The following is a 12,255-nucleotide window of genomic DNA, read 5'->3' as shown; positions in this document are numbered from 1 at the left end:
CCGTGAGGGGGCCTGTTTTCTCAGATAGGAGAATTTTTATGGCAAACCGAATTGTTGTTGCCCTCGGTGGAAATGCAATTTTAACGGATGATCCGAGTGCCGAAGGGCAAATGGAAGCCTTACGGCAAACAAGCCGGCAATTATTGAAACTGATCGAAGCGGGGAACGAAGTCGTGATTACGCATGGCAATGGCCCGCAAGTGGGGAACTTACTCCTCCAGCAAATGGGGAGCGACTCCCCTAAGAATCCGGCCATGCCCTTAGATACCTGTGTAGCAATGACCCAAGGAAGTATTGGCTATTGGCTAGAGCAAATGCTTCGCGAAGCCGCAGCTACGGCTGGTTTAACGGATATCGATTTTGCAACCCTGGTGACGCAAGTGGAAGTCGATCCCGCTGATCCGGCCTTCACGAAACCCTCCAAGCCGATTGGCCCTTTCCTCACGGAAGCCGAAGCCAAAACAAAAGAAGCCGAAAGCGATGAAGTTTACGTGGAAGACGCAGGGCGGGGCTATCGCCGGGTCGTGGCTTCCCCTAAACCGCAATCGATTATTGAATACCCGGCCATTAAAAATCTGCTCGACCAAAAAATAGTCACCATTTCTGCCGGTGGCGGTGGCGTCCCGGTTAAAAAAGTGGGCCACCATTATGAAGGGGTAGAAGCGGTCATTGATAAGGACTTTTCCGCCGCCATTCTAGCGGACTTGGTGGAAGCCGACCAGTTGCTCATTTTGACCGGGGTGGATTATGTGTATGTTAATTACCAAAAGCCAGATGAGAAGCGTTTGGAAGAGGTAAACAGTGAAGAATTGCGCCAGTACATTGACGAAGGGCAATTCGCTCCTGGGAGCATGCTGCCTAAAATTGAGGCAGCCTTAAGCTTTGTAGAAAAACGCCCAGCCGGGAAAGCTTATATCACTTCCCTCAGCCACCTCGATGAATTTATCGAAAAGGGTGCCGGCACGACCATCAGCAAGTAATATCATTACCGCAGTCATAGAAAGGACGGCCTAGTCATGATTCAAATCACACCAGAAGAAATTGATGAGACGATGGATTGGATTTCCAGTATCTCGGACAAGCCCGGCAAGGGGACCACACGTTTGCTTTACAGCCCTGCTTGGCAAAAAGCCCAAAAAGCCCTAAAGGAACGTTTTGAAGAAGCGGATATGGAAGCCGAATTTGATGCCGTCGGGAACCTTTTTGCGACCGTGAAAGGGAGTGAAGAGCCTGATACCATTATTGCTTCCGGCTCCCACGTGGACACCGTGGTCAAAGGGGGACGCTTGGATGGGCAGCTAGGGGTGATGTCCGCTTATATGGCCATCAAAGGCTTAGTCAAGGAGTACGGCCAGCCCAAGAAATCCCTCCGCATCCTCTCCATGGCCGAAGAGGAAGGCTCCCGCTTCCCTTATGCCTTCTGGGGCTCTAAAAATATTATGGGCATTGCTAAGAAGGAAGATGTGGAAGATATTGAAGACAGTGATGGGATCAAATTTGTGGATGCCATGCATGACGCTGGCTTCGACTTCAATGATGGCGAGCCCAAGTTCAAGGACATGGCGGCCTTTATTGAGCTCCATATTGAACAAGGGAACTTCCTCGAAGAAGCGAAGAAGCAAGTCGGCGTCGTGAATGCCATTGTGGGACAGAAACGTTTTAATGTGACCCTCAAAGGCCAAGCCAACCACGCCGGCACGACGCTGATGCGCTATCGTAAGGATACGGTCGAATGCTTCAGTCGGATTGTGACCAAGGCTTTAGACCGCGCCAAGGAAATCGGGGACCCGCTCGTGTTAACCTTTGGCCATGTGGACGTCACGCCGAATACGGTAAATGTGGTGCCAGGGGAATTAACCTTCACCATTGATACCCGCCACACAGACCAAGCAGCCCTCGACCAATTTGCGGAAGAATTACGCACCATGATTAAGGACCAAGCCGACAGCCAAGGCATTGAGGTCGATATCGAGCAATGGATGGATGAAGCGCCGGTGCCGATGGATGAAAAATTAGTCAACCTCGCAGAAGAAGTTTGCCAAGACAATGACTTAAATTACCAAGTGATGCACTCCGGTGCCGGTCACGACTCCCAAGTGATCGCTCCGCACGTGCCCACAATGATGTTCTTCGTGCCTTCCATTAATGGGATTAGCCATAATCCTGAGGAGCACACAGAAGCCAAGGATATTGTCCAAGGTGTGCAAGCTTTAGCGGAAGTCTTGCACCGTTTAGCTTACTAAGCGGGCTAAAATAGAATACAAAAAAAGGACTCGCTGCTAGCGGGTCCTTTTTTCTTATTCAAATGTCCACTTCTAAACCGGTTGAAATGATGTCGTAGGTAGGATAAGTTGAAGTTTGAGTTTAGAAGAGGAGGGTGACCAAGGGAATGGTCACAATGGATAGCAAGGAGGTCAAAAAGACCAATTCACTCGCAAACTGCGGGTTGTTTTGGGCGCGATCACTAAACATCGCGACATAGGAAGCCGTGGGCATGGCCAGCATCATCACCGGAATCAACATCTTCGGCCCACTGACGTTCATGAGGCGGAGAATGGCCCACATAACCGTTGGTGTCACCAGCAATTTAATGGCTGCTCCCAAGTAAAGTTTGGGATTCTTCAGGGGCGCAAAAATATTGCCGCGTGAGAGAATGAGGCCCACCACAATCATCGCTAAGGGCGAAGTCGCTGGACTTAAGACATTCAAAACATCATTGGCTAAGCTCGGCACGGGAATTTGCCCAATGAAGAAAATTAAACCCAGGACTATGGATAAGATCCCCGGACTTAGAATAATATTCTTGACATTGAAGGCCATCGTTTTCTGCCCGCGCCGGCTGATTAAGTACATTCCCAAGGTCCAGGAGACAATTTCAAAAATAAAACCGGCGCCAATGACCGCATAAAAAAGTGCCTCTTCACCTAATAAGTTTTGAATCATGGGATAGCCCATGAAGGACGTATTGGATAAGAGCAGGGCGACACGGAAAATATCCTTCTGCCCCGGGGTCACCTTGAGAAAATGGCTTGCCAAGAGGCCAATCAAAAACATTAACACATAAGCCCCTAGCATAATTCCCACAATGCTTACTGCTGTTTGAATGCGCTCAGCGTTCATTTTCAGCTGCATGGCCTGAAAAATCGTCGCTGGCATCGTGATATTAAGGACGAGAGCCGTAATGTCTTTTTGGCCTTCTTTGGAGATAATGTTGGTCCGACCTGCAATGAAGCCAATCACAATCAGTAAGAAGAGGATCAGCACCTTCTGCAAGGTCAGGAAAAAATCGACTTCCATAGAAAAACCTCCTTTAGTATCTTGCCATCACCTTATGTTACCCAAATCTTTAAGGGAAAAGCTAGGGATAAGCTGCCAGAAAAGCTTTGAGTCTTTGGTCAAGATGGACAAAAGAAGTGGCCAAGGGAGAAAAAGTACAATTAATGCCTTATAACGTATACAAAAAATGCATCGAAAAGATATTTATGCTATAGTAATGACGAAAAACCGAGCGCTGGGATGTTTATGGAAGGGCCTGAGTATTTTTATGGATCAGGTGAAAGTGCTAGGGCTCTCGTCCGAGCGGGGTTTAATTAAACAGGGAAGGGGAAGGCGTGAGATTGCCTTCACCAAGCAGATCAGGAGGATGAGAATGGATAAAAAGGCACAGTCTTACAAGCTCAAGCCTTGGGTACGTTTAACCGGCCTGGGCTTATTAACCGGTATTTCGCTGGCTATTGCTAGTGTGGCTGGCCCGGAAGCGGTGCACGCCGTCGAATGGCCAGAAGCGCCCGCTGAAGCCGATGCTGAGGCTGAGGCACAGTTAGGCGCCGTTGATGAGGAGCGGCTTTACCAAGAATTAACGGAGCAAACCGCTCCTCGTGAAGGGAAGGAAGCCAACCAGCAAGCGAGTGTGGAAACGATTGCTGAGGGAGGAGCAGCGACTGACCGTGCGACAGCGCAAGCCGAGGAAAGTACGGCCAGGACTGAAGAAGGATTGGCCGCTGCAGAGGCCCAGGAGGCTGTCACCCTAGAAGACTATCAGCAAGCTTCCGCCACCGAGCTAGCGGCCTGGGTCAAAGACGGTCGCGTGACGCCGGAAGAATTGGTAGATCTGGCTTTTGAGATGATGGATGCCCACGAAAAGGACCTCAACGCCGTCATTACCACCAGGAAAGACCTTGCCCTGGAAGAATTAGCAGCCATGAAGGCGGAAATCAAGAAAACCGGCGAAGTGCCGCCTTTTTATGGGGTGCCCATTTTAGTCAAGGGCTTAGGACCTACCGTCAAGGGCGGTATTAACTCGAGCGGTATTGGCTTCATGAAGGATAACGTCTCCAAGGGGACCAGTTCCTTCATTAAGACCTTCCAAAAAGCGGGCTTTTTAGTGCTTGGCCAAACGTCCTACCCCCAATCTGGGCTCATTAACGTGACCAATTCAGATTTATATGGGGACACGCACAACCCCTGGGACCTCAGTAAAAACCCCGGTGGTTCGTCGGGAGGCTCCGCAGCAGCCGTAGCCATGGGCTATGTGCCGATTGCCACCTCCAGTGACGCCGGCGGTTCCTCGCGGATTCCAGGCTCCTTCTCCGGTTTAATTGGCTTCCACCCCACAGCCGGTGTGGTCCAAAACACAACGGATAAGAAATCAGGCGGGCAAACCACCCACTTTGCCATGACCCATGACATGGCTGACTCCCAGGCCTTATTCAATATTTTACTGAAGGACGGGGAGAAGAAACATTTTGCCGGGATGGATTTGAATTACTATCTGCACGGGGAAGATGGTAAGGCCGATCGACCCATTGCCTATACCCTGAAAACACCGGCTGGCACGCCTCTCAGTGACGCCGCCCGCCAGGCTGTCTTAAATACCGTGGCCTTCCTGAAAAAACAAGGCTACCAGGTAGAAGAAGTTGACTACTACCCCGTTGATGGGCAACGGATGATGGAAGCCTACTATACTTTTAACTCGGCCGACATGCAGTATCTCAATTACTTAGCCGAAACTCAATTAAAACGTCCCCTCCAAAAAGATGACGTTGAATTGCTGGCCTGGGGCTTAGTACAAGCGGGTAAAAACATGCCCAAAGAATACAAGGACGTCGCCAATGCTTATGTGCGTCTGATGAAGCAGCAAATGGACGATTTCTATGAGAAATATGCCTTCCTCATCACGCCGACTACGGCAGAACCTGCACCAGCAGCGGACTACCACCACATGCCGGAGGAATTAAAGCCTTTGATGGCCGATATGAGTGGCTTGCGCCAAGAGGAAAAATTAAAACTCATCTATGACCAATGGCTGCCTGCTTGGACGAAAACGCCCTTCACGCAATTAGCCAATTTAACGGGCACGCCTTCTCTAACCCTGCCCACTTACCTGACTAAAACAGGCTTGCCCCTCGGCGTTTTATTCAATGGGCCGAAATATGCTGACCAAGCCTTACTGCAACTGGGCAAAATTTTCCAAGACAAGGGGCAGTTGATTAATTTCTACCGCACCATGGAAAAATTAGTCGAAAAAGAATTGCCTTACGGTAGCACCACGCAATTTACGCCTGATTTAATGAAGGGCGAGAAGAAATTACTCAAACCGGGTCAAGTCGGTAAAATGCTCGAAAGATGGCAAGTCAAATATGCCGGCAATGACGTGACAGGAAAGACCCTACTCTCGTCAGAAAAAACAGCGCCCGTGAATGCCATTTGGCTCGTCGGTACGGGGGTGAGGGAAGAAGACAACGCTGAAGTGGAAGCACTCAAGGCCCTTGTCGCAGAAACGGACCAATTAGCCCTGATGACGATTGATGTGCACCAGGCCTTAGACGAAGCGAAGGCTTTACTGGAAAAGGATAACATTTCAGAGGCCGAAGCTCATCAAGCTTTAGAAAAACTTTTCTTCGCCTTAGAAGATGCTAAGGCAGAAGCTACTCCTGGGCTGAAACCAGGCCAAACTGGCCAAGGCGAAAGTAATGGAGCAACGGAAGAAAAGCCTAAGAAGGATTTTCTTGGTCTGTTGGATGAAGGCAAGCTGGCTGATTTGCTTAAAAAGCTAGCCTCAGAAAAAGAAGACAGTGCTACTCCCGAAGAAGAAGGTTCAGCTGTAGAAGGGACCACTCCTCCTGAAGAAGAGGAAGGTCAAACCTCAGAAGCAGAAACGCCTACTTCTGAACAGGAGGAAGGTCAAACTTCAGAAGCAGCAACAACCTCTCCTGAAAAAGAAGAAGGTCCAGCGGGAGAAAAAGAAACTACCACTCCTAAAAAGGGAGACGGCCACGCCCAAGAAAAAGAGGGAAAAACCCTACCGCAAACGGGTGCGGTGTCAGCTTTATGGGGAGCTTTATTAGGTGGTAGCCTAGTCGGCTTCGGTGCAAGTATAGTAAAAAAGCGAGATGAAAACTAAAGGAGCAAAAGAAAAAGCGTCCCGAGCGGACGCTTTTTTTCTTGTTTAAGCCAGAAAAGTGAGTAATTCGGTGACGCCAATGCCGACAAAGGTGCCGGTGATGACGCCTAAGAGAGCCATGAGCACGGCAATAGGGACGAGGCTTTGCGAGTAAGCCGCCGCTAACACGGGGGCGGAAGCGACGCCACCAATATTAGCCAGCGAGGCCACCCCCGCAGAGAAGAGATCCAGCTTGAATAATTTACTCATACCTAGTAATAAAATACCGTGAACGGCGAGAATAACAAGGCCGGCCAAAATATAGTAAGGGGCTTGGGTTAATTCCTTGAAGTTGGCGTTGGCAGCAATCAAGCCAATGAGCATGTAAAGCATGACATTGGAGAGTTCAGGCGAGCCGGGGATGCGGGCAAGGGGCGTCATGGCGCAGAGGATACCAGCAATCGTCACAACAATAATGGTCCAGCCGGTACTCCCAATAAAGCCTAGGCCCGGCAGATTTTCCAAGTAAGCACCGGCTATGCCGGCGAGCGCCGTCATAAACATGGACGTCGCCAGAAGAATAAATATATCCGGAAAGCCAATATGGGCATCAATTTTGGCAAATTTTTCGGTGAGTTGCTGGTGGACGGCATCGACTTTGGACGTGTCGGCTTGCGTCCATTGATTAAATTTATTGCTAAAAGGCACCAATGCTAAGAGCAGCATAATCCAAAGCGAATAATCAATGGAATCAATGAGTAAGGTATAACCCATGCCGGAACCTTCCAGGCCAATCGCCTCTTGGACGGCGACCATATTTTGCGTGCCCCCAATCCAACTGCCCGCCAGGGAACCGAGGGTCATGGGCGCATTGTCTGCTAAGTGGCCTTTAAAGATGAGAAAAGATATCACAAAACCGATGACGATCGTTAAGGAAGCCGAGAAGAAAGTTAAAATCATGCGGGGCCCCAACTTCGCAATATCTCTAAGATCCGCCCGCAAGAGCATGAGGAAAATCATGCAGGGGAGCAGGGCGTCCTTAACTACTGTGCGTGCGGTGTCGACACTGGCCACACTCATGTCCCATAAGCCAAAAGTTGACAAGAGCATGGAACCAAAATAAATCACCACTAAGGCCGGCACATATTTAAAGAAGCGACTGTCCTTCCACTTCGTTTCTGCAACAATCACGAGGCCAGCTAGAAAAAATAAGACGGCTAAAAATTGAAAACCATCCTGAATCATGGTATCCCTCCTTGAGTTAATAGTCTGATTATACCAGAGAAGGAGCTTTAAAAGCATGTTTTCATGAAAAAGATTTAGAATTGGTAAAGCCAAGGCCTCACAGGCGACAAGGTGAAACGGTTATGCTAGAATGAACTCAAGTAAGCAGGCGCTTACAAAAAACAATTAGCAAGTTAGAAGGAGGAAGAGACATGAGAAAACCAGACCCCTACCAAGATGACCGGGAAGTAAAAAAAGAAGGCGCCGGCAGTGTTGAGGCTAACGCCATTCCAAAAGGGCAAATGGCCGAAAAGTTTGCCACTGAAAAGCCGGGCAAGAAAGCGCAAAAAGCTGAAGATGAGGCTGCCGTTAAGCAAGCCGAAAAAGACGAAGAAGAAGAATTAACGGAGTAAAAAAAGAGTGGGGGGTCCCACTCTTTTTATATTCATCTGATGAGCTTGTTTATTATTCCCAAGGGCTCCAGACTTTGCTGAAGATTTCGTCCGTATCCTGGTCCGCAGGGAAGATGTCGAAACGTTTGTAGTCTTCGATAACGTTGCGCACGGTTTTCGCTGTGCCGTCATTGGTGACATGGAAGTTGAGGGACTCGGCAAAGTCAACGGCATCTTGACGTTCGCCGGATACCCAGTCGTTCGCTTCGAGTTCATCAATAAAGTCTTCCGTATTATCGCCAGCCCAGTCTGCAGCTTTGCGAATGGCGCGCACTAAGCGCTTGGCCGCAATCGGGTTTTCCTTAGCAAAGGCTTTGTTCACGACAATACCGCAGCACGTTTCATCCTTGAAGTCGTCATCGAAGGAGAGGGCGCGGATGCGACGAAGTTTTCCTTCCCGCACGAAGGGCATGGCGAATTGATCTGTGAAGATGGTGGCCTCAATTTCCCCGTTTTCCATGGCTTGCACGGTAGCGGAGGTGTCGGTATTTTTGAATTTGACCTCTTCCTTGCCAATGCCATCGGCTTCGAAGAAACGCAGGGCGATGTTTTGGTCGGATTGGCCGATGCCGTCATGAATGGCCACTGTTTTCCCTTTCAAGTCTGTGGTGTTTTCAATACCGGAGTCTTCCAGGACGTAAAGGCTCTTGCAGCCCGTGTGAACCCCGCCAACGAGTTGGGCATTGACGCCATTCACCAAAGGCACCAGAACAGTGGTGATATGTTCAGAACCAATCGCGGCATGACCCGTACCCACAGCGTCGGTGGTGCCGGATTCAGATTTCACTAATTCGACATCCAAGCCTTCATCTTTATAGTAGCCCTTGGCCAAAGCGAGACCACTGGGACTCGTGCACAAGCCACCGGAGTAAGCAACCTGGATTTTTTCCTGGCTGGCTTTTTCTTTTTGGAAGGCCTCGTCATCATCTGCATCCACATTGGCCAGGTCGACCGTGCCTGCAACGTCTTCGTCGCTATCGGTGGCTTTGGCACTACCGTCTTTTTCTTCTGCCTCTTTCTTGCTGTCCTCTTTGGCTGGGCTTTGGGCACTTTCTTCCGTTTTGGGCTCTTCTTTTGTTTCGCCACTTTGCCCACTCTCACCGGGCGAGCCGCAAGCCGCTAGGCTCAAGGCTAATACACTCAATAAACCTAACTTTTTATAAATTTTCTTCATCTTTCTGTCCTTTCTCTACTATTGTTGTGTCCTCATCTGCCTGCTGGTCAAAGTCCAGCTGGTCCATAATGTAACTCCGGTATTTGAAGAAATCTTCGGAAGTCCGCTGCCTGGGGTAGGGCATTTCAATCGGCAAAACTTCTTTAATGCGCCCCGGATGGGCATCCATAATGATCACCTTACTGCTCATGTAAATGGCCTCGTCGACGTCATGGGTTACCATCATCATGAGATGATTATTCGTCTGCCACATCTCGAGGAGTTCTTCCTGCATAGCCATCCGCGTGAAAGCGTCCAAGGCCCCTAGCGGCTCATCTAAAAGAAAGACTTCCGGCTCATTAATCATTGTCCTGGCCAAGCTTACCCGCTGGGCCATCCCTCCGGATAGTTGGGCAGGATAGTAATTGGCGTATTGCTGGAGGCCGATCATTTGAATCAAGTGGTCCACTTTGGCCGCGTTTTTTTCCTTCTTCAGACGGAGGGGAAAATTAATGTTCTCATAGACCGTCAGCCAGGGGAAGAGGGTGGCGTTTTGAAAGACCATCCCCCGGTTAGGATCGGTTCCTTTGACCAGCGTCCCATCTAGGGTAATTTCACCCGTTGTCACCGGAATGAGGCCACTGATTAGCCTAAGAAGGGTGGATTTCCCGCAACCGGAAGGCCCCACAATCGAGAAGAATTCCCCTTCGTGGGCGGAGAAACTGATGTCCTTTAAAACGTGATTGACCGCCCCATGGACGGAAGTAAACATCTTGTTAACTTGCTTTAATTCTAAAGTTGCCATTAGGCCTCCTTCCATTTCAGCGTCACCTGCTGAAGCTTATCCAATAAGCCATTGACGGTCAGGAACAATAAGCAGATCACCAAAATTCCTGCATACATTTTGTCATAGCTGGCCCAGCTTTTTTGCCAAGTGACATACCAGCCGAGGCCGGATTCAACCCCGACCATTTCAGCGACAATAAGGGATGTACAGGCCGTTGACATGCCTTGCACGAGCCCCTGGAAAATATTGGGCATGGTTGCTGGGATGGCAATTTTTGTGATCAGTTGGCGGGAATTTGCTCCTAAGGTCTGCGCAATTTCAAATTGTTCCGGATTAATCGTGCGGATGCCCGTGTAAGTGGCGTTATTTAGGGCAAACCACACCCCCAAGGCAATGATGAACACGGCGGCGCGATGCAAGGTGGCCGCCAAAACCATCACAATCGGTAGCCAGGTGGTCGTGGGAATGGAACCAATCACCTTCATGAAGGGGGCAATCCAGTAGCGAACGGCATCGAAATAGCCGCACAGAATTCCCGTAATGAGACCTAAAACAGCCCCCACCAGATAGCCTTTGATCAGGAGGAGTAAGCTTGCCAATAAGCATTCTAAAATATACTGGTAATCACCAATGATCGCATTAAACACTTGGTCTACCCAGGGGAAATAAGGCAGGACAAGGGTGCCTGTCTTCAAGGTCAAGATATCGTAGACCATGAGCAAAAAAAATACGAAGGCATGGAAGGGCGCTTGGTGGCGCAGCTTCTTATAGGCTGGCCGGTAAAATAGGGCAAGGAGACCATAGGCCAGGTAGCTTATAAAAGCAAGCAAGAGGAAGCCCGTATAGATATGCGTCGCTGAATTTCCAGGCAGATTAGGCCAGTACATGTATTCCAGGAAGGCCAGGAGGATACCAAGGCAAGGCAAAAATAAAATGACCTTGTCCTTGAGGTGGCCGGCCCAGGATTTCTGGGGGGCTTCTAAGGAAGCCAGTTCATCTTGTGTCAAGGCATCTGTTGACTTTGGGGGCATAAAACCAACCTTTCACTTGTATATTATTTCACAAAAGGTGACTCGTAGTACTACATCTAAAGACTACCTGAGGCCTACTTACTTTGCAAGTTAATTTGCTAACATTATGTAAGTATACGATTTCAATAAGATTTAGCACGTTTTTGTTCTTATTCTAACTTGAAATAAGTAAGTCAATCAAGTAAGGTGAAAGAGAAGACTTGAGATTTGTGGTGGAGGGCTGGTATGACGATTGATAATTCCAACATTAAAATTACATTTCCTAAGGATTTTGTGCTGGCGATCGAGGCTAGGGAGCATCGCTTTCTAGCGGATTATCCGGTGGAGAGTGGCGGCAGTAATTTAGCGCCCAGCCCCTGGGAACTGTTTCTCTCCAGTTTGACCGCTTGCCAGGCAGTCAATTTACTCAAATACTGCCGGGCTCATGATATTCCTTATGACGAGGTGGAAGTCGAGTTAGAGCCTAAAATGACGGATATTAAACATGGGAAGGAAAGCGAGTTTCGCTTGGCCGTCAAGCTGCCGGCAGATTTTCCCAAGGAGCATATTGAACCGATGGTGGCGAGCTTTATGGATTGCCCGGTCGGTAATCAATTGACCGAAAACCAGCCTTGGTTGAGTACTTATGTGAACGGCAAACTCATCCAAGAGAAGAGAAGCGAGTAGTATCGACTTGGTGATGGGGAGAAAGGAGCACCTCGGTCTTTTAATCGTGGAGTTTCCCCATCTTTTTAAGGAGGCGACGATGGCAGAAAATTTATTTCCCCAGGACAGTGATCAAGGGATGCAAAGGAGCATGCAAGCCCAAATTGAAGCGGAATTAGAGAAAACGAAGCAGGAAAATGAGGCGCTGGCCCAGGCGACGCATTCCGAAGCCTATGCCCATCCGGAGGCCTTTCAAGCTTTGGAAGAAGTGGATGAAGCTCTCTATGACCAGGTCATTAAGGCCTGTGAGGAAGTGATTGATCCCGAGCTGGGTGTGGATATTTACAATCTTGGCCTCATTTATGCCTTGAAATACGATGGTGAGGGGCATTTATGGGTCACGATGACCTTGACCATGCCGGGCTGCCCCTTGGCGGACGTGATTTTTGCGGATTTGGATGAGCGCTTGTGTGCCATAGAGAGCATTGACGAGGTGAAGGTGGAGCTGGTTTGGACGCCGGCTTGGACACCTAAACGTTTAACGCGCTATGCCCGGATTGCTTTGGGCTTTGGCTAGAAAG

Annotated in this window: 11 protein-coding genes; 6 read left to right on the top strand and 5 right to left on the bottom strand. The window is 49.3% G+C overall.

The genetic code is table 11. The annotated features are described in order from the left end of the window. The first annotated feature begins 38 nt into the window (after positions 1–38). Together arcC and allC are read left to right on the top strand one after the other, a co-directional pair. A complete protein-coding gene (arcC, locus tag WF803_RS03360; RefSeq protein WP_489611708.1) occupies positions 39–980 on the top strand; it encodes a carbamate kinase in 942 nt (313 codons plus the stop codon). A 36-nt stretch (positions 981–1,016) separates the two neighbouring features. Then, entirely contained in the window at positions 1,017–2,243 is a 1,227-nt protein-coding gene (allC, locus tag WF803_RS03355) for an allantoate deiminase (RefSeq protein ID WP_489611707.1), read from the top strand. Between the two features lie 121 nt (positions 2,244–2,364). Here the strand turns inward: allC and WF803_RS03350 are convergent, their stop codons facing one another. After that, positions 2,365–3,297, bottom strand: a complete 933-nt coding sequence (locus WF803_RS03350; RefSeq protein ID WP_489611706.1) for an AEC family transporter — start codon at positions 3,295–3,297, stop codon at positions 2,365–2,367. Between the two features lie 352 nt (positions 3,298–3,649). On the opposite strand from WF803_RS03350, the gene WF803_RS03345 reads away from it, so the two are divergent. Continuing rightward, the gene (locus tag WF803_RS03345; protein WP_489611705.1) at positions 3,650–6,403 is read left to right on the top strand and encodes an amidase family protein; all 2,754 of its coding nucleotides are present in this window, start codon (positions 3,650–3,652) and stop codon (positions 6,401–6,403) included. 45 nt (positions 6,404–6,448) lie between these two features. Here the strand turns inward: WF803_RS03345 and WF803_RS03340 are convergent, their stop codons facing one another. Next, entirely contained in the window at positions 6,449–7,627 is a 1,179-nt protein-coding gene (locus tag WF803_RS03340) for a DUF819 family protein (RefSeq protein WP_489611704.1), read from the bottom strand. A gap of 191 nt (positions 7,628–7,818) precedes the next feature. Between WF803_RS03340 and WF803_RS03335 the strand changes: the two genes are divergently transcribed. After that, on the top strand, positions 7,819–8,019 hold the full coding sequence (locus tag WF803_RS03335) for a hypothetical protein (RefSeq protein WP_489611703.1): 201 nt from the start codon (positions 7,819–7,821) through the stop codon (positions 8,017–8,019). A gap of 52 nt (positions 8,020–8,071) precedes the next feature. Here WF803_RS03335 and WF803_RS03330 read toward each other — a convergent pair whose 3' ends face one another. From WF803_RS03330 to WF803_RS03320, 3 genes are read right to left on the bottom strand one after another with little or no spacing between them, the layout of a single operon-like run. Beyond that, a complete protein-coding gene (locus WF803_RS03330) occupies positions 8,072–9,232 on the bottom strand; it encodes an ABC transporter substrate-binding protein (protein ID WP_489611702.1) in 1,161 nt (386 codons plus the stop codon). Beyond that, positions 9,216–10,016, bottom strand: a complete 801-nt coding sequence (locus WF803_RS03325; RefSeq protein WP_489611701.1) for an ABC transporter ATP-binding protein — start codon at positions 10,014–10,016, stop codon at positions 9,216–9,218. Before WF803_RS03325 ends, WF803_RS03330 begins: the two co-directional genes overlap by 17 nt. Continuing rightward, positions 10,016–11,029: an ABC transporter permease gene (locus WF803_RS03320; RefSeq protein WP_489611700.1), complete on the bottom strand. Its 1,014-nt coding sequence runs from the start codon at positions 11,027–11,029 to the stop codon at positions 10,016–10,018. Before WF803_RS03320 ends, WF803_RS03325 begins: the two co-directional genes overlap by 1 nt. Before the next feature lie 225 nt (positions 11,030–11,254). On the opposite strand from WF803_RS03320, the gene WF803_RS03315 reads away from it, so the two are divergent. Beyond that, positions 11,255–11,695 carry an OsmC family protein gene (locus WF803_RS03315; RefSeq protein WP_489611699.1) on the top strand — a complete coding sequence of 147 codons (441 nt, stop codon included), beginning with the start codon at positions 11,255–11,257 and terminating at the stop codon, positions 11,693–11,695. Between the two features lie 238 nt (positions 11,696–11,933). Next, positions 11,934–12,251, top strand: coding sequence for a metal-sulfur cluster assembly factor (locus WF803_RS03310; protein ID WP_489611885.1), 318 nt, complete (start codon positions 11,934–11,936; stop codon positions 12,249–12,251). Positions 12,252–12,255: the final 4 nt, after the last annotated feature.

This window comes from Aerococcus sp. BD502 (genome assembly GCF_057919555.1).
The sequence above is the reverse complement of the archived record's forward strand: the minus strand, read 5'-3'. Positions and strand labels throughout refer to the sequence as shown.

Bases quoted from the DNA above. Each gene is read 5' to 3' on its own strand.
- arcC (WP_489611708.1), top strand. From the start codon at position 39: ATGGCAAACCGAATTGTTGTTGCCCTCGGTGGAAATGCAATTTTAACG.
- allC (WP_489611707.1), top strand. From the start codon at position 1,017: ATGATTCAAATCACACCAGAAGAAATTGATGAGACGATGGATTGGATT.
- WF803_RS03350 (WP_489611706.1), bottom strand. From the start codon at position 3,297: ATGGAAGTCGATTTTTTCCTGACCTTGCAGAAGGTGCTGATCCTCTTC.
- WF803_RS03345 (WP_489611705.1), top strand. From the start codon at position 3,650: ATGGATAAAAAGGCACAGTCTTACAAGCTCAAGCCTTGGGTACGTTTA.
- WF803_RS03340 (WP_489611704.1), bottom strand. From the start codon at position 7,627: ATGATTCAGGATGGTTTTCAATTTTTAGCCGTCTTATTTTTTCTAGCT.
- WF803_RS03335 (WP_489611703.1), top strand. From the start codon at position 7,819: ATGAGAAAACCAGACCCCTACCAAGATGACCGGGAAGTAAAAAAAGAA.
- WF803_RS03330 (WP_489611702.1), bottom strand. From the start codon at position 9,232: ATGAAGAAAATTTATAAAAAGTTAGGTTTATTGAGTGTATTAGCCTTG.
- WF803_RS03325 (WP_489611701.1), bottom strand. From the start codon at position 10,016: ATGGCAACTTTAGAATTAAAGCAAGTTAACAAGATGTTTACTTCCGTC.
- WF803_RS03320 (WP_489611700.1), bottom strand. From the start codon at position 11,029: ATGCCCCCAAAGTCAACAGATGCCTTGACACAAGATGAACTGGCTTCC.
- WF803_RS03315 (WP_489611699.1), top strand. From the start codon at position 11,255: ATGACGATTGATAATTCCAACATTAAAATTACATTTCCTAAGGATTTT.